The organism is Bacillus sp. DC4300-2b2, assembly GCF_049895685.1.
GTDB lineage: Bacteria > Bacillota > Bacilli > Bacillales > Bacillaceae > Bacillus > Bacillus safensis.
In genome coordinates this window covers 558,597-580,046 of sequence record NZ_JAFCSW010000003.1, presented here as the reverse complement: position 1 = coordinate 580,046, position 21,450 = coordinate 558,597, and the positions used below count along the sequence as shown (strand labels likewise).

The 21,450-nt window shown below is 42.0% G+C and carries 22 protein-coding genes and 1 other annotated feature; of the genes, 19 read left to right on the top strand and 3 right to left on the bottom strand.

Annotated features, from left to right (window positions below):
- Window positions 1-30: 30 nt before the first annotated feature.
- Together ACP69X_RS12985 and ACP69X_RS12980 are read right to left on the bottom strand one after the other, a co-directional pair.
- Entirely contained in the window at window positions 31-840 is an 810-nt protein-coding gene (locus ACP69X_RS12985; RefSeq protein ID WP_404461552.1) for a transporter substrate-binding domain-containing protein, read from the bottom strand.
- Between the two features lie 13 nt (window positions 841-853).
- Window positions 854-1,582 (bottom strand): amino acid ABC transporter ATP-binding protein, encoded by a 729-nt coding sequence (locus ACP69X_RS12980; RefSeq protein ID WP_041086396.1) that lies wholly within the window; start codon window positions 1,580-1,582, stop codon window positions 854-856.
- Between the two features lie 230 nt (window positions 1,583-1,812).
- On the opposite strand from ACP69X_RS12980, the gene ACP69X_RS12975 reads away from it, so the two are divergent.
- The 16 genes from ACP69X_RS12975 to ACP69X_RS12900 all read left to right on the top strand — a co-directional run bounded on the left by ACP69X_RS12975 (window position 1,813) and on the right by ACP69X_RS12900 (window position 18,700).
- Window positions 1,813-2,877 carry an AI-2E family transporter gene (locus ACP69X_RS12975; protein WP_426052728.1) on the top strand — a complete coding sequence of 355 codons (1,065 nt, stop codon included), beginning with the start codon at window positions 1,813-1,815 and terminating at the stop codon, window positions 2,875-2,877.
- Window positions 2,878-2,921: 44 nt separating this feature from the next.
- Window positions 2,922-3,129, top strand: a binding site (T-box leader).
- A gap of 80 nt (window positions 3,130-3,209) precedes the next feature.
- Entirely contained in the window at window positions 3,210-5,846 is a 2,637-nt protein-coding gene (gene alaS, locus ACP69X_RS12970; RefSeq protein WP_426052727.1) for an alanine--tRNA ligase, read from the top strand.
- Window positions 5,847-5,935: 89 nt separating this feature from the next.
- Window positions 5,936-6,202, top strand: coding sequence for an IreB family regulatory phosphoprotein (locus tag ACP69X_RS12965; RefSeq protein WP_008358522.1), 267 nt, complete (start codon window positions 5,936-5,938; stop codon window positions 6,200-6,202).
- A 3-nt stretch (window positions 6,203-6,205) separates the two neighbouring features.
- Entirely contained in the window at window positions 6,206-6,622 is a 417-nt protein-coding gene (gene ruvX / locus ACP69X_RS12960) for a Holliday junction resolvase RuvX (protein WP_041086389.1), read from the top strand.
- A 15-nt stretch (window positions 6,623-6,637) separates the two neighbouring features.
- On the top strand, window positions 6,638-6,919 hold the full coding sequence (locus tag ACP69X_RS12955) for a DUF1292 domain-containing protein (protein ID WP_024423112.1): 282 nt from the start codon (window positions 6,638-6,640) through the stop codon (window positions 6,917-6,919).
- 154 nt (window positions 6,920-7,073) lie between these two features.
- Window positions 7,074-7,640 carry a biotin transporter BioY gene (locus ACP69X_RS12950; RefSeq protein WP_041086387.1) on the top strand — a complete coding sequence of 189 codons (567 nt, stop codon included), beginning with the start codon at window positions 7,074-7,076 and terminating at the stop codon, window positions 7,638-7,640.
- Window positions 7,640-9,103 carry an acyl-CoA synthetase gene (locus ACP69X_RS12945; RefSeq protein WP_426052762.1) on the top strand — a complete coding sequence of 488 codons (1,464 nt, stop codon included), beginning with the start codon at window positions 7,640-7,642 and terminating at the stop codon, window positions 9,101-9,103. Before ACP69X_RS12950 ends, ACP69X_RS12945 begins: the two co-directional genes overlap by 1 nt.
- Entirely contained in the window at window positions 9,091-10,179 is a 1,089-nt protein-coding gene (locus ACP69X_RS12940; RefSeq protein ID WP_426052726.1) for an acetyl-CoA C-acyltransferase, read from the top strand. Before ACP69X_RS12945 ends, ACP69X_RS12940 begins: the two co-directional genes overlap by 13 nt.
- A gap of 73 nt (window positions 10,180-10,252) precedes the next feature.
- Entirely contained in the window at window positions 10,253-11,335 is a 1,083-nt protein-coding gene (gene mltG, locus ACP69X_RS12935; protein ID WP_025092416.1) for an endolytic transglycosylase MltG, read from the top strand.
- Window positions 11,336-11,546: 211 nt separating this feature from the next.
- Window positions 11,547-12,212: an O-methyltransferase gene (locus ACP69X_RS12930; protein ID WP_039180249.1), complete on the top strand. Its 666-nt coding sequence runs from the start codon at window positions 11,547-11,549 to the stop codon at window positions 12,210-12,212.
- A complete protein-coding gene (locus ACP69X_RS12925) occupies window positions 12,209-13,138 on the top strand; it encodes a peptidase U32 family protein (protein ID WP_073979782.1) in 930 nt (309 codons plus the stop codon). Before ACP69X_RS12930 ends, ACP69X_RS12925 begins: the two co-directional genes overlap by 4 nt.
- 20 nt (window positions 13,139-13,158) lie before the next feature.
- On the top strand, window positions 13,159-14,427 hold the full coding sequence (locus tag ACP69X_RS12920; RefSeq protein ID WP_426052725.1) for a peptidase U32 family protein: 1,269 nt from the start codon (window positions 13,159-13,161) through the stop codon (window positions 14,425-14,427).
- Window positions 14,428-14,434: 7 nt separating this feature from the next.
- On the top strand, window positions 14,435-15,067 hold the full coding sequence (gene udk, locus ACP69X_RS12915; protein ID WP_024423106.1) for a uridine kinase: 633 nt from the start codon (window positions 14,435-14,437) through the stop codon (window positions 15,065-15,067).
- Window positions 15,068-15,702: 635 nt separating this feature from the next.
- A complete protein-coding gene (greA, locus tag ACP69X_RS12910; RefSeq protein ID WP_047202506.1) occupies window positions 15,703-16,176 on the top strand; it encodes a transcription elongation factor GreA in 474 nt (157 codons plus the stop codon).
- A gap of 50 nt (window positions 16,177-16,226) precedes the next feature.
- On the top strand, window positions 16,227-17,966 hold the full coding sequence (locus tag ACP69X_RS12905; protein WP_426052724.1) for a peptidoglycan D,D-transpeptidase FtsI family protein: 1,740 nt from the start codon (window positions 16,227-16,229) through the stop codon (window positions 17,964-17,966).
- A 68-nt stretch (window positions 17,967-18,034) separates the two neighbouring features.
- Window positions 18,035-18,700: a YrrS family protein gene (locus ACP69X_RS12900; RefSeq protein ID WP_073979780.1), complete on the top strand. Its 666-nt coding sequence runs from the start codon at window positions 18,035-18,037 to the stop codon at window positions 18,698-18,700.
- Window positions 18,701-18,738: 38 nt separating this feature from the next.
- On the opposite strand, the gene ACP69X_RS12895 is transcribed toward ACP69X_RS12900, so the two are convergent.
- Complete coding sequence (locus tag ACP69X_RS12895) at window positions 18,739-18,942, bottom strand: YrzA family protein (protein ID WP_024423103.1); 204 nt, start codon at window positions 18,940-18,942, stop codon at window positions 18,739-18,741.
- A gap of 186 nt (window positions 18,943-19,128) precedes the next feature.
- On the opposite strand from ACP69X_RS12895, the gene ACP69X_RS12890 reads away from it, so the two are divergent.
- Genes ACP69X_RS12890 through ACP69X_RS12880 form a run of 3 tightly spaced genes read left to right on the top strand, consistent with a single transcriptional unit; the run spans window position 19,129 to window position 21,450 of the window.
- Entirely contained in the window at window positions 19,129-19,770 is a 642-nt protein-coding gene (locus tag ACP69X_RS12890) for a class I SAM-dependent DNA methyltransferase (protein ID WP_426052723.1), read from the top strand.
- A 14-nt stretch (window positions 19,771-19,784) separates the two neighbouring features.
- Window positions 19,785-20,480 (top strand): 5'-methylthioadenosine/S-adenosylhomocysteine nucleosidase, encoded by a 696-nt coding sequence (gene mtnN, locus ACP69X_RS12885; RefSeq protein ID WP_024423101.1) that lies wholly within the window; start codon window positions 19,785-19,787, stop codon window positions 20,478-20,480.
- Between the two features lie 46 nt (window positions 20,481-20,526).
- On the top strand, window positions 20,527-21,450 hold the full coding sequence (locus tag ACP69X_RS12880; RefSeq protein ID WP_269103237.1) for a PLP-dependent cysteine synthase family protein: 924 nt from the start codon (window positions 20,527-20,529) through the stop codon (window positions 21,448-21,450).

The following is a 21,450-nucleotide window of genomic DNA, read 5'->3' as shown; positions in this document are numbered from 1 at the left end:
CTGAGGGCATTGATCTTAACGAATCAAATGTTATTCTTTGATCCATTTTTTAAGAATCTTGTCATACTCTCCATTGTCTTTTAACGTTTTTAAGGCGTTATTGATCGCATCTGTTAATTCTTGATCCCCTTTTTTCACAGCAATGCCATAAGGTTCATCTGTAAAGGTGCCGCCGACAACTTCGTAATTTGAATCCTCATCTGCCATACCAAATAAGATCGCATTATCAGTTGTCAGCACTTGCCCTTGATTTGATTTTAAAGCTGTAAAAGCCTCTTGATAGTTCTCGAATTCTAATACGGATGCTTCAGGTGCTTTCTCACGGATATTTTGAGAAGAAGTAGAGCCTTTCACGGCCAGCACCTTCGTTCCTTTTTTAAGATCATCAATGGATTGAATGTCGCTTCCTTTTTTCACAAGCAGTGATTGTCCTGCTTCAAAGTAAACATCTGAGAAATTGACTTCTTTTTTACGCTCTTCTGTAATTGTCATGGTCGCAACAATCGCATGGATATCTCCTTTTTGAAGCAAAGGAATTCTTGTTTTAGAGGTCACTTCCTTAAATTCTGCTTTCCCTTCATCGCCAAGTATTTCCTTTGTGATGGCTTTTGCAATATCAATATCAAATCCTTCAATCTCGCCGCTGCTCGGATTTTTTAGACCGAATAGACGTGTGTCATTTTTTACACCGAAAATAATTTTTTTATCTTTCTTAATGGCTTCTAATGAGCTTCCTTGTTTTGCATCAGTTGAGCCTTTTTCAGTGGATCCGCAAGCAGCCAAAGCGGCGATGCAGCAAGTCATAAAGAGCAGCAGGCCAAAGCGTTTCATTTTTTTCATTAAACCATTCCCCCTAGTGATTTAAAATACGGCTTAAAAATAATTGAGCACGTTTCTCTTGCGGTTTTTCATAAAATGCAGCTGGTGTTGATTCTTCAAGAATTCTGCCTTCATCAATAAAGACAATGCGGTCGGCCACCTCGCGGGCAAAGCCCATCTCATGTGTGACGACAACCATGGTCATGCCTTCTCGGGCCAGCTGCTTCATCACATCTAAAACCTCGCCGATCATCTCTGGATCAAGTGCAGATGTCGGTTCGTCAAAAAGCATCACCTCTGGCTTCATCGCAAGCCCTCTTGCAATGGCAACGCGCTGCTGCTGTCCGCCCGAGAGTCGTGAAGGATAGGTATCTGCTTTTTCAGGAATGCCGACTTTATTTAAATAAAATTCAGCTGTTTCCTTTGCTTCTTCCTTGCTCACTTTTTTGACCTTCATCGGTGCAAGCATAATGTTTTCAAGCACCGTCTTATGCGGATAGAGGTGAAAATGCTGAAAGACCATTCCGATATTTTGCCTGACAAGATTGATGTTGGTCTTCGGATGCTGAACAGACACTTGGTTGACGAGAACTTTTCCCGCATCAATGCTTTCAAGACGATTGATACACCTGAGCATCGTGCTTTTACCAGATCCTGAAGGACCGATGATCACAACAACCTCCCCTTTTTGAATATGTAGGTTAATGTCCTTAAGTACATGGAAGTGGCCATAATGCTTGTTGACTTCTTCGAATGTGATCATGAAGAACCTCCTCTTGTGTTTCATTGGCTAAAGCTAAAGTGGATTCTAGCATAACTTGTGTAAAAAGAAGTAAATAATGGAATATTTTCTGACGAGATTTTACAGCAAATAGTGACTTTGGATGGAGCTGTATGTTTCATGTGTATTCATTTTTAACAAAGTTAGGACAAATTTTATTTACGTGGATAATTGCAGAAGATGGTTAAACAATAAGAAAAGAGGTGAAAAAGGTGAAGAAACGTCCGATCCAATTTCTGATATATGCTGCAGGGGTCCTGCTTGTCCTTGCATCCTTGCTCATTTTACTGCAGCTCGACGAGTTATGGATGCCTATTTTTTTATTGTTGAAGGCGGTTCTCATTCCGCTTCTCATCGCCATTTTTATTTCTTATCTGCTTTATCCGATTGTGGAAAGACTGCATGCACGAGGGCTGCCGAGAACAGTCAGTCTCTTACTCATCTATGTCCTGTTTTTTGGCGGGATTGGGTTTGCGGTTTATAAAGGAGCGCCTGTAATGATCGCACAGTTAAATGAGCTGTCAGAACAAATTCCTGTCCTCGCCGAAACTTATAATGGCGCTTTATCACATATTCATCGTCATACTAGCCACTGGCCTGACGCACTTCACGAGCGCTTGGACCGCTTCATTGTTCAATCGGAGACATATGCAGCCAATAGTGCTGAGCGGATGATCCTTAGCTGTAAGGTTTTATTTGATTACGCATTAGTCGCAGCACTCATTCCTTTTCTTGTTTTTTATATGGTGAAGGACATGAACACGATGAAGCGGGCGGCATGGTATTTAACACCGCCATCATTTAGGAAGAGGGGGCATGCTTTTGTCAAAGCAGTGGATGAATCGCTTGGTGATTATATTCGAGGGCAGCTGCTTGTCTGTTCTTTAATTGGTGGTGCAGCAGCTATTGTGCTCTGGCTTTTTCATATCCCGTATCCGCTTGTCCTTGGCATGTTGATAGGAGCAACGAACGTGATACCGTATTTTGGACCGATTATTGGCGCAGTTCCTGCCATCTTTATTGCGTTTACCATCTCAGTGAAATCGGTCATCATTGTGCTGATCACAGTAGCGGTGCTGCAATTTTTAGAGAGCAATGTTCTCAGCCCGATCATTGTAGGGCGAAGTCTTCATATGCATCCTGTCGTCATTATGCTTGTCTTGCTTGCAGGAGGGGAGTTGTTTGGCTTAATTGGGATGATTTTAGCCGTACCAGCAGCTGCGATTATCAGGGTGATCATTGTGCAATATATCCTGATGAGACGAAGCGTTCATTGACAAGACGAGCCGAGTTGTCTATAATAATTTCGATTCATACATATTGAAATTCAATGACGGACCCGAGTACGTTAAAAAGCTGTTGCAGAGAGAGGCTTTATTTGCTGAGAAAAGCCTTATCAGACCTTTAACGGAAGCTAGTCCCGAGTGCAGATAAACACTGCCGCTCTCTTCCGGCGTTATCGGATGTGAAGGTGATAGACGAATTTGTCTATAATCAGGGTGGTACCGCGAGAACATCTCGTCCCTGTGTAAGTCGTTTTGTGCTTGCATAGGGCGGGATGTTTTTTCGTTTGTGTGGAGATTGATGAATGATAAGGGAGGATTTTTGAATGAAAACTTTAACTTCAGCTCAAGTACGTCAAATGTTTTTAGACTTTTTTAAAGAAAAAGGACATGCTGTAGAACCGAGTGCGTCTCTTGTACCGCATGACGATCCGACACTTTTATGGATCAACAGTGGTGTGGCAACATTAAAAAAATACTTTGATGGCCGCGTCGTACCTGAAAATCCGCGTATTTGCAACGCGCAAAAATCGATTCGTACAAATGATATTGAAAATGTAGGGAAGACAGCACGCCATCACACGTTCTTTGAAATGCTTGGCAACTTCTCTATTGGTGACTACTTTAAAGAAGAGGCCATTGAATGGGCGTGGGAATTCCTCACAAGTGACGAGTGGATTGGTTTTGATCCGAATTTATTATCTGTGACAGTCCACCCAGAGGACGAAGAAGCGTATATCCTTTGGAGAGATAAAATTGGTGTGCCTGAAGAACGTATTATCCGTCTTGAAGGCAACTTCTGGGATATTGGCGAGGGCCCAAGCGGACCGAATACAGAAATTTTCTATGACCGCGGTGAATCATACGGTCACGACATGAACGATCCAGAATTATATCCAGGTGGGGAAAACGAGCGTTATTTAGAAGTATGGAATCTCGTGTTCTCTGAATTCAACCATAATCCAGATGGGTCATACACACCACTGCCGAAGAAAAACATTGATACAGGGATGGGTCTTGAACGAATGGTATCTGTCATTCAAAATGTGCCGACGAACTTCGATACAGACCTATTCATGCCAATTATTCGCGCAGTCGAAACGATCTCTGGAGAAAGCTATGGCGAAACAAAGGAAAAGGATACAGCATTCAAAGTGATTGCTGACCACATCCGGACAGTTGCCTTTGCTGTAAGTGACGGAGCACTTCCTTCCAATGAAGGCCGCGGATATGTATTAAGACGTTTGCTGCGCCGCGCTGTGCGTTATGCAAAAACGATCCATATCCACCGTCCGTTTATGTATGATTTAGTGCCAGTTGTTGCTGAAATCATGAAGGATTTCTACCCAGATGTACAAGCAAAAGAAGAATTTATTGCGAAAGTCATCAAAAACGAAGAAGAACGTTTCCACGAAACACTGAACGAAGGGTTAGCCATTTTGTCAGAAGTGATCAAAAAAGAAAGAGACAAAGGCAGCTCACAAATTTCAGGTGAAGATGTATTTAAGCTGTATGACACGTATGGATTCCCTGTCGAGCTGACAGAAGAATACGCAGAAGATGAGAACATGACAGTTGATCGAGAAGGCTTCCAAGCGGAAATGGAGAAGCAGCGAGAACGGGCAAGAAATGCGAGACAAGATGTCGGCAGTATGCAGGTTCAAGGCGGCGCTCTAGGCGATATTAAAGTAGAAAGCACCTTCGTTGGCTATGAAAATCTAACAGCAGATGCCCGTATTATTGAATTGCTTCAAAATGGTGAAATTGTCTCGGAAGCACATGAAGGAGACACGGTGCAAATCTTGTTAGATGAAACACCTTTCTATGCGGAAAGCGGCGGACAAGTGGCGGATAAAGGAACACTAAAAAGTGCAGAAGCCATCATTGAGATCAAAGATGTGAAAAAAGCGCCAAACGGTCAGCATGTCCATGAAGGAGTCGTCGTAAGCGGTACGGCTCAAAAAGGTCTCGAGATCACTGCAGAAGTGAAATCAGCTCTTCGAAAAGGCATTGTCAAAAACCATACAGCGACACACCTTCTGCATCAGGCGCTAAAAGACGTATTAGGCAGCCACGTAAACCAAGCAGGTTCATTGGTAAATGAAAACAGACTTCGCTTTGATTTCTCTCACTTTGGACAAGTGACGAAAGAAGAATTGTCTCAAATTGAAAAAATCGTCAACGAAAAAATTTGGGAAGGCATCTCTGTTGCCATTGACCTGAAACCAATTGCCGAAGCAAAAGAAATGGGTGCAATGGCGCTGTTTGGCGAGAAGTATGGCGATATTGTCCGTGTTGTCCAAGTGGGCGATTACAGCATCGAGCTATGCGGTGGCTGTCACGTGCAAAACACTGCGGAAATCGGTTTGTTTAAAATTGCATCTGAGTCGGGTATTGGTGCTGGAACACGCCGTATTGAAGCTGTGACTGGTAAAGGTGCCTATGAAGAATTAAATGACCAGCTGGCGATTTTAGAGCAGGCTGCAAGTGAGCTGAAGTCAAATACGAAGGATGTCCCAAAACGAATCGCTTCATTACAGGCAGATTTAAAAGAGGTTCAAAGAGAAAACGAATCTCTTCTTGCGAAACTAAGCCAAGCAGAAGCAGGCTCTATTTTAGAGAAAGTGACAGAAGTTGGTGGAGTGAAAGTACTAACTGAAAAAGTAAATGCTAAAGATATGAACCATTTAAGAACAATGGTTGATGACTTGAAAGCTAAATTAGGATCAGCTGTCATCGTCCTGGGAGCCGTTCAAAACGGAAAAGTAAATATTTCAGCAGGAGTGACAAAAGACGTGATCGAAAAAGGTCTGCATGCAGGGAAGCTTGTGAAGCAGGCAGCTGAAATCTGCGGCGGAGGCGGAGGCGGACGTCCAGACATGGCACAAGCAGGCGGAAAACAACCAGAAAAGCTTGAAGAAGCATTGGCAACTGTCGAAGAATCTGTTAAATCCGTTTTATAATCAGGCAATGTAGTGTAGAATAATGGTATTAGATGAGCGGTTAGAAAAAAGCTTGCTAGTAGAATGTTGGAAGAGAGGTGCAAGAAGCAGTGAGTTCATTTGATAAGACAATGAAGTTTAACTTCTCTGATGATTCAGCTGAAACCAATGTGAATGAAGTGCTCATTACAGTTCATGACGCACTCCAAGAAAAAGGATACAACCCGATCAATCAAATTGTCGGATACTTGCTGTCAGGCGACCCTGCTTATATTCCAAGACATCAGGATGCACGCAACCTAATTCGTAAACTAGAACGAGACGAATTAATTGAGGAATTGGTTAAATCGTACTTAGAGACACATAAAGAGGCGTAAAACATGAGAATTTTGGGCTTAGATTTAGGCACGAAAACCCTTGGTGTTGCGATCAGTGATGAAATGGGATGGACAGCTCAAGGGATTGAAACAATTAAAATTGATGAAGCAGGCGGAAACTTTGGTCTCAGCCGCCTGTCTGAGATCGTTGCAGAATATGGAGCGGATAAAATTGTACTTGGCTTTCCAAAAAATATGAACGGCACGGTCGGTCCTAGAGGCGAAGCCAGCCAATCATTTGCGAAAGTGCTAGAAAACACGTACAATGTTCCTGTTGTGCTTTGGGACGAGCGTCTGTCAACAATGGCAGCGGAAAAAATGCTCATCTCTGCAGATGTGAGCAGACAAAAGCGTAAAAAAGTCATTGATAAAATGGCGGCTGTCATGATCCTGCAAGGATATTTAGACAGCTTAAATTAAAATGAGGTGAATCAAATGGAACACGGAGAAAAGCAAATTACAATCGTTGATGATAATGGAAATGAACAGCTTTGCGAAGTACTATTTACTTTTGAAAGCGACCATTTTAACAAATCTTATGTCCTTTACTACCCAATTTCTGAGCAAGACAATGAGGAAATTGAAATTCATGCATCAAGCTTCACACCGAATGAAGACGGTGAAGATGGCGAGCTAGAGCCGATTGAAACGGATGAAGAGTGGGATATGATTGAAGAAACGCTAAATACGTTCTTAGATCAAGAAGACGAAGAATAAGAACAAATAAAAGACCTGTGAACAGATCTTCTTGATCTTCTTCACAGGTCTTTTTTTACAATCATTATGTTAACTTAAATTTATTTTGTGTTGACATAATGAACTGTACCTTTTACTCTGTTTTTAACAATAATTTGAGTGAGGGGCATGAATATTGAGAATTCAAGATATGATGCAAATAGCGTTAATGACAGCAGTTATCGGGATGTTAGGCTTGATCCCGCCGATTTTACTGACATTTACACCTGTACCGATTACATTGCAAACCGCAGGTCTTTTGCTTGCTGGGGGGCTGTTAAAGCCAAAACAAGCATTGATCAGTTTATGTCTTTTTCTATTGATTGTGGCAGCAGGCGCACCTCTTTTATCAGGCGGGAGAGGCGGAATTGGGGTCTTTTTTGGGCCAAGCGGTGGTTTTCTACTTGCCTATCCGGCTGCTGCCTTCATGATCAGCCTATGGGTAAACCGGCTGAAAAAAATAACCGCACTGCGTCTTTTTGTGATCTATGCGGTTTGCAGTATTGTGATTTTGTATATGTGCGGCATTCCTTTTCAAGCCATGATGATGCATATTAAGGTCTCACAGGCCGCTTTTCTTAGTTTGATTTATCTTCCAGGTGATCTCATCAAAGCGGGAATGTGTGCTGTCTTTACGGTCAGAATCATTCAGGCCATGTCATATCGAAAAAGGGATTTGCCTAAAGGGAGGCGAGCAGTTTGATCAGAATAACGGAAAGCTATGCAGTACATGCAGAAATGAAACGAGATCAGATTGCCATCATAGATGAGCAAGAAAGCATTACATATGAAGATTGGTATGAACGTGTGCAGAGAGCGGCACAGTGGTTACAAGGAACGGCTCATCAGCAAAAAAGAATCGCTTTTTTATTATCAAATGGTGCTTCTTTTCTTCAAATATTTGCGGGCGCTGCTTGTGCAGGGTGGACAGCCGTTCCGCTTGATCCGAGATGGAGTCATGAAGAATGTGTAGAAAAACTCTTGTTAAGTGAGGCGGATCTCGCCATTATAGAGGATCGATTTATGAAAAGATTTGAACAGGGCAGCGTGGACATGCCGATTCTTTCTATATCTGAATGGAAGGAAAGAATCAGCCTTCTCACAGACAACAGTCCTTATAACAACTGCGATACCGAGAAGGATCCTGTCTTTTATATGGGATTTACGTCAGGTTCAACAGGCTCACCGAAAGCCTTTATTAGGCGTCAGCAATCATGGATCGAGAGCTTTCAAATGACCGCCGCTTCATTTGGAATCACTCATCAAGATCATGCTCTTATATTAGGTACGCTCTTATCCTCTCATTTTTTATATGGTGCCATCAGTACATTATACTTTGGCGGCACAGTGACGCTTTTAGAAAAATTTGTGCCAGGAAAAGCGAAGCAAGCCTTAGAGACAGGTGATATCACAGTGATGTATACTGTCCCAACAATGACAGAAACGTTACTGCAAATCGATGCTTTTAAAGGAGACAATCCGCTTCTTGTCATGTCATCGGGAGCAGATTGGAGCATCTCTTCAAAAGAACAGCTCGTCTCCAACTATCCATATATCACTTTTTTTGATTTTTATGGTACTTCAGAGTTAAGTTTTGTCTCTTATTTGTCTTCAAATGACTTTCTGCAAAAACCTTCTTCTGTTGGACGGCCTTTCTCCTCCATTCAAGTAGAAGTAAGGCGGCCCGATCAATCTGTCTGTCAACCAAATGAAATAGGGAGGATTTATGTGAAGAGCCCAATGACTTTTTCAGGCTACTTGCATGAGGAGAAACCACCGCAGGAGTGGCTGACTGTTTACGATATGGGGTGGCTGGATGAAGACGGTTATCTGTATATGAGCGGTCGTGAGAATGGCATGATCGTCTATGGAGGACTGAATATTTTCCCAGAGGAAATTGAGCGCGTGCTAAATGAACAACCAGAGGTGAAGCGGTCGATTGTGGTTGGCGTTCCTGACCCATATTGGGGTGAAATCCCTGTTGCCATACTGGAGCAAGTGCAGCAAATAAAGGTGGTTCGACAAGCTGTTAAAGAAAAGCTTGCGGCCTACAAGGTACCAAAAAAATGGCTTGTGGTTGATCAAATGATTGAAACATCCGGCGGAAAAATTGCCCGTGTGAGCATGAAAAGGTGGGCGGAGGAGCAATTGTCATGCAAGCGGTGATTGTACAAGCAAAACGAACACCCTTCGGTGACAGAAATGGGATGCTGAAAAATTATCGCCCAGAGCAATTAGCCGCTCCCCTTATTCGGCATTTGTCTCAGAACATGACACCGGATGACGTCATATTAGGCAATGTCGTCGGAGGCGGTGGAAATATGGCCCGTCTGTCTTCATTAGAAGCAGGGCTCCCTTTACACGTTCCCGGTATGACGATTGACAGGCAATGTGCCTCTGGTCTTGAAGCGATCAGAACAGCATGCGTCATGGTTCAATCGGGGGAGGGATCGATGTATATCGCTGGCGGGACTGAGAGCATTTCCAGATCACCAATGAAAGAAAGAGCCCGCTTTTCACCGGAGTGGATAGGAGATCCGCATATGGGAGAAGCAGCAGAGCTGACCGCGTCGGCATTTTCTGTCACGAGAAAAGAACAAGATGACTATGCCCTTTTAAGCTGGGAAAGAAGTTTAGCCGCCTTCAAACATGGTACATATGCAGAAGAAATCGTTTCGATTGACGGGCTGAGCATAGATGAAGCGGCTGCTAAAATAAGACCGATGGCAAAGCTGATCAAGCGGGCAAAGCCTGTATTTTTACCGGGAAAAGGAACTGTGACCGCCGCCAATAGCTGTAAGGAAGCAGACGGAGCAGCTGCCGTCGCTGTGATGGAAAGATCGCTAGCGGAAGCAAGTGGATGTAAGGCGATGTTACGGTATGCCGGAAGTGCTGTGACAGCGATACATCCTCATTTTCCAGCTGCTTCACCAATTGATGCGATCAAGAAGCTTTTACATCAAGAGAACATCAAGGCAGAGGAAGTGGCGCTATTTGAAATCAATGAAGCGTTTGCGCTGAAAGCTGCACTTATTGCCCGGACGCTGGGGATACCATATGACCGGATCAATAGAAGAGGCGGTGCACTTTGCCTTGGGCATCCTTACAGCGCGTCAGGAGCTGCTATGATGGTGAGATTATTTTATGAAGCGCACGCTTTACCGAATGGAAGCTATGTCATCGCTGCTATTGGAAGCGGTGGCGGCGTTGGTTTAGCCGTTTTGTGGCAAGTTTTGTCATGACATGCATGAGCAAGGAATTGCCGAACTCCGTCGAATCATGTACTATAAAAGCTAGATGTGAGGAGGGCCATGCATGTTTTCAGAACAAAAGAAACGACCATTCTTCAAAAGAAAAATGGGGATCGTCCTGTTATCTGTCCTTGCTGTCATCATCATTGCAGCATTATCAGGCTTTTTATATGTTAAATCAGCACTCGGACCGGTCGATCAAAAAAGTAAACAAACCATTAATATTCATATTCCAAATGGGACATCTGTCCGCGAAATTGCGGGCATTTTAAAAGAAAATGGGCTCATTTCGAATGACACGATTTTCACGTATTATGCAAAATACAAAAAGGCGTCCGGCTTTAAAGCGGGATATTTTCATCTAAAACAAACAATGGACGCAGACACGCTGATCAAAAAGCTGACATCTGGCGGGACTGATTACGCCTTTCAGCTTGTGATTCCAGAGGGAAGACAGCTGTCTGATATTGCAGCCATTATTGCAAATCAGACGAATTTTTCAGCAAAGGAAGTTGAAGCAAAGCTGGATGATCCTGCTTTTATTCAAACACTAATGAAAAAATATCCGAAAACCGTGACATCACAGGTGAATGGGAAACAGGTGAAACATCCGTTAGAGGGTTACTTATTCCCTGCTACGTATCCATTTTATCGTGAGGATGAATCGCTCGAAACGATCATTGAAACGATGATTAAACAAACAGATCAATACGTGAAAACGTATGAAAAAGACATGAAAAAGAGAAACATGTCCATACATGATGTGTTAACGATGGCATCACTGATTGAAATGGAAGCAACAGAAAAGACAGATCGGGCAAAAATCTCAAGTGTATTTTATAACCGGTTGAAAAAGGACATGCCGCTTCAAACTGACCCAACCGTTCTTTATGCACTTGGTGAGCATAAATCCCGCGTTTATTACAAAGACCTAAAAGTGAAATCTCCTTATAACACGTATAACAACAAAGGGCTGCCGCCTGGACCTATTGCAAATGCTGGTGAATCCTCTTGGAAAGCAGCTCTGCATCCAGAGAAAACGGATTACGTTTACTTCCTTGCGAAGAAAAATGGAGAAGTCGTATTTACGAAAACGTTAAATGAGCATAATAAAGCAAAAGCGAAATACATCACAGGCAGCAATTAACGTACAAGTGAATCGAAAAAGACTGTAGACAACACGAGATTGCCTGCAGTTTTTTTCGTTGAAATATCCATTTTATAGGTTCGCAATTACCACTTCTTTGTGGTAAAATATATCGGGTTGTTTTTACTTAGATGAACGAAAGATTGACGAGAAAGAGAGCTGCAACAGGCAGGACTCTTCTTTTTCAGGTCATGAAGGAGCTAGACAGATAATGACTATCGAAGATGATCGAATAAATGATTATATTGAACATTTAATTCACCCAAGTCCTGATGCAATCGCTCAATTAGAGATCTATGCAAAAGAGCATCATGTGCCAATTATGGAAAAGGTGAGCATCGAGCTTTTACTGCAGCTTCTTTCGATGAAAAAGCCGAAGAAAATTCTTGAGGTTGGGACAGCGATTGGCTATTCCGCCATTCGAATGGCAACAGCTCTGCCAGATGCTGAGATTTATACGATTGAGCGAAATGCAAAGCGCTATGAAGAAGCGACACGGAACATTGAGGAATTAAAGTTAAAAGAAAGAATACACGTGTTTTTTGGTGATGCGATGGAATCGGCTAAAACGGTCCAAACGATGGCGCCCTATGATGTGATTTTTATTGATGCTGCAAAAGGGCAGTACAAGCGTTTTTTTGAATTGTTTGAACCGATGCTCGCTCATGACGGAATGATTATTACAGACAATGTATTATTCAAAGGCTTAGTGGCAACGAATTATGAAGAAGAAATTGAAGATAAACGAAAAAAACAATTAATTGGAAAAATTGATCGATACAATCAATGGCTCATGTCAAACCCTGATTTCCAAACGTGCATTATTCCAGTTGGAGACGGGATCGCCATTAGTACAAAAAGAGGTGACCAATCATGAAGAAACCAGAATTGCTTGTAACGCCAAGCAGCGTGTCAGACGTCATGCCATTAATTGAGGCAGGAGCTGATGCATTCTTAATAGGCGAACAAACATACGGTATTCGTCTTGCGGGTGAGTTTTCAAGAGAAGATGTGAAACAAACGGTTGAGGTTGCACATGCCCATCAGAAAAAAGTGTATGTGGCGATGAATGCAATTTTTCATAATGACCGCGTCCAGCTGCTTGGAGATTATTTAACTTTTCTCGATTCATTAAACGTGGATGGTGTCGTCTTTGGAGACCCAGCCGTGATCATGGCTGCAAAGGAAACAGGAGTGAACCTGAATCTTCACTGGAGTACAGAAACGACTGGGACAAACTATTACACTTGTAACTACTGGGGCAGAAAAGGTGCATCGCGTGCTGTTCTTGCAAAAGAGCTGAATATGGACAGTGTGATCGACATCAAAGAAAATGCTGAGGTGGAGATTGAAATTCAAGTCCATGGCATGACATGTATGTTTCAATCAAAACGTACGCTCATCGGCAACTACTTTGAATACCAGGGCAAACAAATGGATGTCGTAGGCAGAAATATGGAGGAAGGGCTATTCCTGCATGACCAAGAGCGTCAAAACAAATACCCTATTTTCGAGGATGCAAACGGGACACATATTATGAGTCCAAATGATGTGTGTATGATTGACGAATTAGAAGAGTTTGTTGACGCAGGCATTGACTCATTTAAAATTGACGGAATTTTAAAGTCACTTTCTTATATGACAGAGGTGACATCACTTTATAGAAAAGCAATTGATTTACTAACGACTGACAAAGACGCGTATGAAGATCAGAAAGAGGACTGGGTGAAGCGGATTGAAGAAATTCAGCCAGTGAATCGTTCAATTGATACAGGATTCTTCTTTAAAGAAACGGTTTATTAATATAAGAGGAGGCAGAGGAAATGGCATTATTGAAAGATGGTATTTCTGAAATGATTGATGGGAAACGTGTCATTACAAAAAAACCAGAACTGCTTGCACCCGCAGGAAACTTGGAAAAGCTGAAAATTGCTGTACATTATGGAGCTGACGCTGTTTTTATTGGCGGGAAAGAATTTGGGCTTCGCTCTAATGCAGATAACTTTTCAATTGAAGAAATGGCAGAGGGCGTCGCATTTGCAAACAAATATGGCGCACGCATTTATGTGACAACGAATATCTTCGCCCACAATGAAAACATGGACGGGCTGGAGGAATACCTTCAAGGGATTGAAGGCGCTGGAGTAGCAGGCATTATCGTAGCTGATCCATTGATCATTGAAACATGTAAACGTGTTGCACCGAAGCTTGAAGTCCACTTAAGCACACAGCAATCTCTTTCAAATTGGAAAGCTGTTCAATTTTGGAAGGAAGAAGGGCTTGAGCGTGTGGTGCTTGCACGTGAAACAAGTGCGCTAGAAATTAGAGAAATGAAGGAAAAGGTCGATATTGAAATCGAAACATTCATTCACGGTGCGATGTGTATCGCATACTCTGGCCGCTGCGTGCTCAGTAACCATATGACGGCAAGAGATTCCAACCGCGGAGGCTGCTGCCAGTCCTGCCGCTGGGATTATGATCTTTATAAACTAGAAGGTTCTGAGGAAGCACCATTATTTGGTGAAGAGGATGCACCATTTGCGATGAGTCCAAAAGATTTGAAGCTTGTTGAATCCATTCCTCAAATGATCGAAATGGGAATTGACAGCTTAAAAATCGAAGGACGGATGAAATCCATTCATTATGTTGCCACTGTTGTCAGTGTGTATCGTAAAGTCATTGAAGCGTATTGTGCTGATCCAGACAATTTTGTCATTCAGCAGGAATGGTTAGATGAATTAGATAAATGCGCAAACCGTGACACAGCACCAGCCTTTTTCGAAGGCGTACCAGGAACGGATGAACAAATGTTTGGCATTCATGGAAAGAAAACCACATTTGATTTCGCAGGTCTTGTTCTTCATTATGATGAAAAAGAACAAATCGTGACATTGCAGCAGCGTAACTTCTTTAAAGCAGGCGACGAAGTCGAATTCTTCGGACCAGAAATTGAGAATTTCACATGCAAAATTGAGACGATTTGGGATGAAAAAGGCAATGAACTAGATGCCGCTCGTCATCCGCTGCAAATCGTCAAATTCAAGCTTGATCAAAAAGTATACCCTAGCAACATGATGAGAAAGGGGAAATAACAGCCACATGAGGAGTAAACCAGTTGTCATTGGTATTGCTGGCGGCTCGGGTTCAGGTAAAACGAGCGTCACCAATTCAATCTATGAAAAATTTAAAGGACATTCCATCCTCATGCTTCAGCAAGATTTATATTACAAAAATCAAAGTCATATGCCATTTGAAGAGCGCCTGCTCACGAACTATGATCATCCGCTTGCATTCGACAATGACCTGATGTTTGAGCATTTGGAACAGCTCTTAAGGTACGAATCCATTGAAAAACCAATATATGATTTTAAACTAAACACACGTTCAGAAGAGACGGTTCATGTTGAGCCAAAGGATGTCATTATCGTTGAAGGTATCTTTGCGCTCGAAGACGAACGTTTGAGAGACTTAATGGATATTAAACTGTATGTCGATACAGATGCAGACCTTCGCATCATTCGCCGCATTTTACGCGATACGAAGGAAAGAGGCCGGTCGATCGATTCTGTGATTGAGCAATATGTATCTGTTGTCAGACCGATGCATAATCAATTCATTGAACCGACAAAGCGATACGCCGATATCATCATCCCAGAAGGCGGCCAAAACCATGTGGCGATCGACTTAATGGTGACAAAAATTCAAACGATTCTTCAAAACCGAGCAGAGTAAATGGTGGAGAAGAAAAAGACCTTTACAGTGTAAAGGTCTTTTCAGCATCGCGAATTGAAAAAGGGGATAAATCCCAATGTTTCATTGATAGATGTTAATTAAGTGATTTTTAGAAATCACACCTTAAATGGAAGATTTGATATGATAGGAAAACAATGATGTGGAATAGATGTAGAAAAATGCGGTTTTCAAGCGTAATATTGAAGTTGTTTCGATTTTGTAAAAGTATATTAAAAAAACGACAAACAAATCATCACAAATTTTCAAACAATTCTTGATCAAAACGCAATTTTGTAATAATATAGCATAGACATATCGTACACTGACCATATTATGTATTGAAAGCAGGAGAATGGATAAGCTATTCTTCTACATATGATCGAAATGGCCGAACGAGGTACAGGAGCTTCCTGTGCCTTTCCACAGTTTGTGCGATTTTAGACCGCTGCAAGTGGTCCTGTCTAATAAAAGGCATAATAGTTGCATCTAAAAGGGACGCCATGTAAGATGGACTTTTACGAATATGGGACAGAAGGAATGAGGGCCTGAACATGTCCTCATTCTTGTATATTTCAGTCGTCACTCACGTGCAGAAAGTTTGTATGATGAGGATTAATAGAAGGAGTGAATGATTCATGGCACAAGAGAAAGTATTTCCAATGACAGAAGAAGGAAAGCGTAAATTAGAAGAAGAGCTTGAACATTTGAAAACGGTTAAACGTAAAGAGGTTGTAGAGCGTATTAAAATCGCTAGAAGTTTTGGAGACCTCTCTGAAAACTCGGAATATGATTCTGCTAAAGAAGAGCAGGCGTTTGTAGAAGGCCGTATTACAACGCTTGATAATATGATTCGTAATGCCAAAATTATCGAAGATGAAGGAAATTCAAATGTTGTTTCACTTGGTAAAACGGTGACATTCGTTGAATTACCGGACGGCGAAGAAGAGTCTTACACCATCGTGGGAAGTGCAGAAGCTGATCCGTTTGAAGGCAAGATTTCAAACGATTCACCGATTGCAAAAAGCCTTTTAGGTAAACAAGTAGACGACAAAGTAACCGTTCAAACACCTGGCGGAGAAATGTTCGTCCAAATTGTAAAAATTTCATAATCACGTTTATCAGGTAAACACCTCGTCCACAATAGGGACGAGGTGTTTTTATGCGCAAAAGAAGAATTCAATGGACAGGTGCGATTATTTTTATGCTATTGCTCGGTCTTATGATGAGACTGGCAGAAATTCAGCTATTCTTCACAGAATCGTTTTCAAAGCTTGATATCAATTTAATACAAGAAAGTGTCAAACAAAGAACAGAAGAAGTCGTCATTTCAGACGGGCGCGGTGAGTTTTTAGATCGAAACGGCCAAGCACTTCTTACAAAAGAACAGCCCGCGGTTATCTTATTTCCTTTCCTGCAATATGATCTTCCGCGCTTACAGCAAACCGCCTCTATTCTTGAGATAGAAGAGAATGAACTCAAAAAACAGTTAACAGAAACGAAAAAACCGCTCATTTTAAAAGATGACATCACGAAAAAAAAGCTGAAAGACATCAATGATATGAAATATTCAGGTGTGTACGGCGTATATATGAAAGAGAAGGACAAAAAAAGACTTGCCCTCCACACATTAGGTTTCACAAGCGAGAATCCAGAACTATTGAGAAAGCGGTATCCTGACAAAAAAGAGCTTTCTATTCGTACTGAAATCGGCACATTTGGACTGGAAAGCACCTTTGACGAATTTCTATTACCCGAGCAAGACACAAAATTGTTATATCATGTGGACGGAAGGGGAAACCCTTTGTTCGGTATGGACGTCAAATATACAGCAGAAGCTCATTCCTTTTATCCACTTCAGGTACAGACAACAATAGATGAAGACATGCAGGCTGAAATGGAAAAGGTGCTCAAAGAACAAGGCGTTGAAAAAGGCGGTGCCGTTCTGCTCGACATTGAAAAAAGCAGTGTGCTGGCGATGGCGAGTACCCCAAATGTCACAAGCAAAAACCGGCATGAGGCAAGAAATTACATGCTGACAGCTATTGCACCAGGCTCTGTCTTTAAAACGGCTGTGCTTGCCGCAGCAATCGAAAAAAAACTTGACCAGCCACAAACCATGTATGACTGTCGAAAGAATTTATATGGAGAGCCTGAAGGAAAACAGGAAGTGCTAAATCTGACGGACAGTTTCTCAGAGAGCTGCAATTATACCTTTGCGACACTTGCTGAAAGGCTCATTCAAACAGATAATCAAATCATCGAAAAGACGGCTGCAAAGCTTGGACTCATCGATCGAGCTGGCTGGGAAGGGGATGTCTATCATAAGCAGCACTTCAAACAGTTTGATCGTGAAGAAACAGGCAGTGTGTGGGGAGATAAAAGAGACAAGCATGTCAAAAAAGCCATTGCACAAACCGCAATAGGACAAAAAAATGTCAAAACGACTCCTCTGCAAATCGCGAATATGATGGCTACGATCGCAAGAGGAGGAGAACGAAAAGAAGTGAAAATCGCAGAAAAAGTGCTGTATCAAAACGGAACAACGATGCTGTCCTTTCAAAACAAACGGCCTGAAGGTGCCAGTATAGACCGCTATACAGCTCAAAAGCTGCAAAAATTCTTAAGACAGGTGGTGACCTCTGACAAGGGAACTGGAAGAAGGTTTCAAGATTTGCCATACAAAGTAGCGGGGAAATCAGGTACTGCCCAAACCGGCGGTCAAGACAAAAAGGGGAATCCGCTTTATCATAAGTGGTTTGCTGGATACTTTCCGGTAGAAAAACCAAAATACGCCCTTGTCGTTGTTCACCTTGATGAGACAAGTGGCCGGGCTAAGACAAATGATGCGTTTTATGATATTGTAAAAAAGGTCAATGAAATTGAAAAGAAACAGACATAGAACATCCCTTCATGTCATGTTAGAATAGTAAACGACTTAGGGAACAGAGGCAAAGGAGTGCAGAGATTTTGAGTAGAAATTCTCGATTTGAACATCGTGATAAGCGCAGAAAGGCAAATATGGTGCTTAACATATTAATTGGTATCGTTGTGGTGCTTATTTTGGTTGTCGCATCGAGTTTGTTAATTTTTAATAAGCCGAAAGATCCAGATGTAGCGAAAGAGCCATCTAAAACGGCACCTGCAACAAGTGAAAATAAACAAAACTCAGAAGAAGATGTGAAAGATCCAAAGAAAGACACATCCGATGATTCAGATGCAAAAAAAGATGATTCATCTGATCAAGACGACGATACGAAGAAGACAGATGATGAAGAAAAACCTAATAAAAATGCGTTAAAAGACGCCAAAGAAACAGACGGCGGTAAAACAAGTGACGTCGACAAAACATACGAAAACGATGACTGGGAGCCTGTAGGAACAGAGCAATCCGGTTCACATACAGCAACCTATGATTCGAGCTCAAAAGACTGGAAAGAAATGATCAAAGCCATGTCCTATGCGACAGGAATTTCAGAAGATCAAATGACAGTCCTTTGGTTAGGAAATAACGGAGGTCCTCAAGATGCAAAAGGAACCATCCGTGATAAAGCAACAGGTGAACGCTACCGCGTGGAAATTACGTGGGTAGATGCAAAAGGCTGGAAACCTGTGAAGGTTGAAAAATTAAGATAAACATGAAAAAAAGATAGCAAATATGCTATCTTTTTTGTTTAAACATTCGCTTTAAAATGAACAACTGCTGTATACAAAATCCGCTCATCGATCACGGTCGTTTGATGGCTGACAGAATGAACGGTCAGCAGAATCGCCTGATTATGTTCAATTTGTTTTTGGATCTTTTGTTCAAGTTCTTTTAAAGATGTTGCTTCAAAAAATTCAATTTTATCCTTTAAAAAATCCAGCTGAAAATCCATTTGATTCACCTCTCTATACTCTTCATTCATCTTAATCTCTCTCCCTCAGAAGGGCAAATATTTTTCGGCCTCTCCCAGTATTTTTTAGTAGGAAAGAAACAGAAGTTGTGGTAGGATAGGAACTGTTCGACGGAATAAAACATACTATACGCATAGGAATAAATAGATAAAGTGGAGGGAAAGAAAATGGGACGTGAATTTCTTTCTTTATTTGATCATTGGGCTGACTCTTATGACGACACGGTAAGTGGTCATGACGAGCAGTATAAAGAAGTGTTTCGCCGGTATCCGGCTATTCTAAAAGAAATTGCCCGCCGTTCAGGCCAATATGTTCTTGAGTTTGGAAGCGGTACGGGGAATCTAACAGCGCTCCTGCTTGCAGCTGATAAAAACGTGTTTGGTGTTGAACCATCAGATGCCATGAAGAAAGCAGCTCTTCAAAAAGGAATACCAAATATATTTCATGATGGAGATTTTTTATCATTTCCAGCGCCGCCTTTTGAGCCGGATACGATCGTCAGCTCATATGCATTCCACCATTTAACGGATGAAGAAAAAAAACAAGCCATTCACACCTATAGCAACATCCTTCACTCAGATGGTAAAATAGTCTTTGCTGATACAATGTTTCAAAATCAAGCAGCACATCAAGCTGAAATCGACAAAGCGAGAGCTGCAGGGTTCGATCAGCTTGTAGAGGATTTAGAAACGGAATATTATCCATCCATTGATGTGTTAAAGCAAATCTTTGAAGAAGAGGGTTTTAACACATCCTTTCATCAAATGAATGATTTTGTTTGGATCGTAGAAGCAAAGAAAAGGGAATGAAAGGATGTTTTGTTTTGAAAATCGCAGTTATAGGTGCAATGGAAGAAGAAGTGACGATTTTAAGAGATCAACTAAAGAATGCTACACAAGAAAACATCGCTGGGTGTGAATTTACAACAGGTGTTTATGAAGATAAAGAAGTGATTTTATTAAAATCAGGGATTGGAAAAGTAAATGCAGCGGTCAGCACAACATTACTGCTTGACCGCTTTCAGCCAGATTATGTGATCAATACAGGATCTGCTGGCGGTTTCCATCACTCATTAAATGTAGGTGATATTGTCATCTCTACTGATGTGAGACATCATGATGTAGATGTGACCATCTTTGATTACGAATATGGACAAGTGCCGGGACTTCCAGCTGCTTTCATTGCAGATGAAAAGCTTGTAAAGCTGGCAGAGGAATCTGCTTTAGAGATCGATCATATTCAAGTGGCAAAAGGAACAATTGCAACAGGAGATTCATTTATGAATGATCCGGATCGTGTAGCGTTTGTAAGAGAGAAGTTTCCAGAGCTATATGCGGTGGAAATGGAAGCTGCAGCTGTTGCACAGGTCTGCCAGCTCTTTGGTACGCCATTTGTTGTCGTTCGTGCGCTATCAGATATTGCAGGGAAAGAATCCAATATCTCCTTTGATCAATTCCTTGAGCAAGCAGCGATTCACTCAACCGACCTTGTCTTGCGTATGATAAAGCAAACACAATAAAAGAAGGGGTTTCCCCCTTCTTTTCCATGCAAAGGAAGGGAATTATATGGCTGTCATAAAGGATATTACCGAATTAATTGGCCGCACACCGCTTTTAAAGCTGTCAGGGATTGGCGTCCCAGAAGGCGTTGAGGTGTATGCAAAGCTTGAGATGATGAATCCAGGTGGAAGTATTAAAGATCGTTTAGGTGATATGCTCATCAGAGAAGCATTAGCATCTGGCAAGCTGCGTCCAGGCGGAACCATTATTGAAGCAACTGCTGGAAACACAGGAATTGGGCTTGCCCTAAGTGCAAGAAAGCATCAATTGCAGACCATTTTTTGTGTACCAGAACATTTTAGTCAAGAAAAACAACAGATGATGAAGGCGCTCGGTGCAGAGATTATTCATACGCCAAGAAATGAAGGCATGAAGGGTGCGATTGATCGAGCCCTTGAACTAGAGGCAAGCCTTGACAATGCCTATTGTGTTTTACAATTTAAAAACCAAGTAAATCCATTGACTTACTACAGAACGCTTGGTCCGGAATTATGGTCCGACTTAAAAGGGAATATCGATGTATTCGTCGCAGGAGCAGGATCTGGTGGGACTTTTCAAGGTTGTGCCGCCTATTTAAAAGAGCAGCATCCGTCGTTAAAAACGGTTGTTGTGGAGCCTGAAGGGTCAATTTTAAATGGCGGGGATCCGGGCCCGCATAGAACGGAAGGAATTGGTCTTGAATTTATCCCAGATTATATGGAGCAGGCTTTATTCGATGAGATTTACACTGTCAGTGATGATGATGCGTTTCAAATGGTGAAAGAAGCAGCTGAAAAAGAAGGTGTTCTCATCGGCAGCTCTTCTGGTGCCGCCTTATTTGCCGCTTTAGAGGAAGCAAAGAAAGCAGCACCTGGGACAGTCATTGTGACCATTTTTCCTGATAGCAGTGAGCGATATTTAAGTAAAGGAATTTATGAGGGAGGAAAATAG

Coding starts and splice junctions, on each gene's coding strand:
- ACP69X_RS12985 (WP_404461552.1), bottom strand. CDS start 840: ATGAAAAAAATGAAACGCTTTGGCCTGCTGCTCTTTATGACTTGCTGC.
- ACP69X_RS12980 (WP_041086396.1), bottom strand. CDS start 1,582: ATGATCACATTCGAAGAAGTCAACAAGCATTATGGCCACTTCCATGTA.
- alaS (WP_426052727.1), top strand. CDS start 3,210: ATGAAAACTTTAACTTCAGCTCAAGTACGTCAAATGTTTTTAGACTTT.
- ruvX (WP_041086389.1), top strand. CDS start 6,206: ATGAGAATTTTGGGCTTAGATTTAGGCACGAAAACCCTTGGTGTTGCG.
- ACP69X_RS12955 (WP_024423112.1), top strand. CDS start 6,638: ATGGAACACGGAGAAAAGCAAATTACAATCGTTGATGATAATGGAAAT.
- ACP69X_RS12940 (WP_426052726.1), top strand. CDS start 9,091: ATGCAAGCGGTGATTGTACAAGCAAAACGAACACCCTTCGGTGACAGA.
- mltG (WP_025092416.1), top strand. CDS start 10,253: ATGTTTTCAGAACAAAAGAAACGACCATTCTTCAAAAGAAAAATGGGG.
- ACP69X_RS12930 (WP_039180249.1), top strand. CDS start 11,547: ATGACTATCGAAGATGATCGAATAAATGATTATATTGAACATTTAATT.
- ACP69X_RS12925 (WP_073979782.1), top strand. CDS start 12,209: ATGAAGAAACCAGAATTGCTTGTAACGCCAAGCAGCGTGTCAGACGTC.
- ACP69X_RS12920 (WP_426052725.1), top strand. CDS start 13,159: ATGGCATTATTGAAAGATGGTATTTCTGAAATGATTGATGGGAAACGT.
- udk (WP_024423106.1), top strand. CDS start 14,435: ATGAGGAGTAAACCAGTTGTCATTGGTATTGCTGGCGGCTCGGGTTCA.
- greA (WP_047202506.1), top strand. CDS start 15,703: ATGGCACAAGAGAAAGTATTTCCAATGACAGAAGAAGGAAAGCGTAAA.
- ACP69X_RS12905 (WP_426052724.1), top strand. CDS start 16,227: ATGCGCAAAAGAAGAATTCAATGGACAGGTGCGATTATTTTTATGCTA.
- ACP69X_RS12895 (WP_024423103.1), bottom strand. CDS start 18,942: ATGGATTTTCAGCTGGATTTTTTAAAGGATAAAATTGAATTTTTTGAA.
- ACP69X_RS12890 (WP_426052723.1), top strand. CDS start 19,129: ATGGGACGTGAATTTCTTTCTTTATTTGATCATTGGGCTGACTCTTAT.
- ACP69X_RS12880 (WP_269103237.1), top strand. CDS start 20,527: ATGGCTGTCATAAAGGATATTACCGAATTAATTGGCCGCACACCGCTT.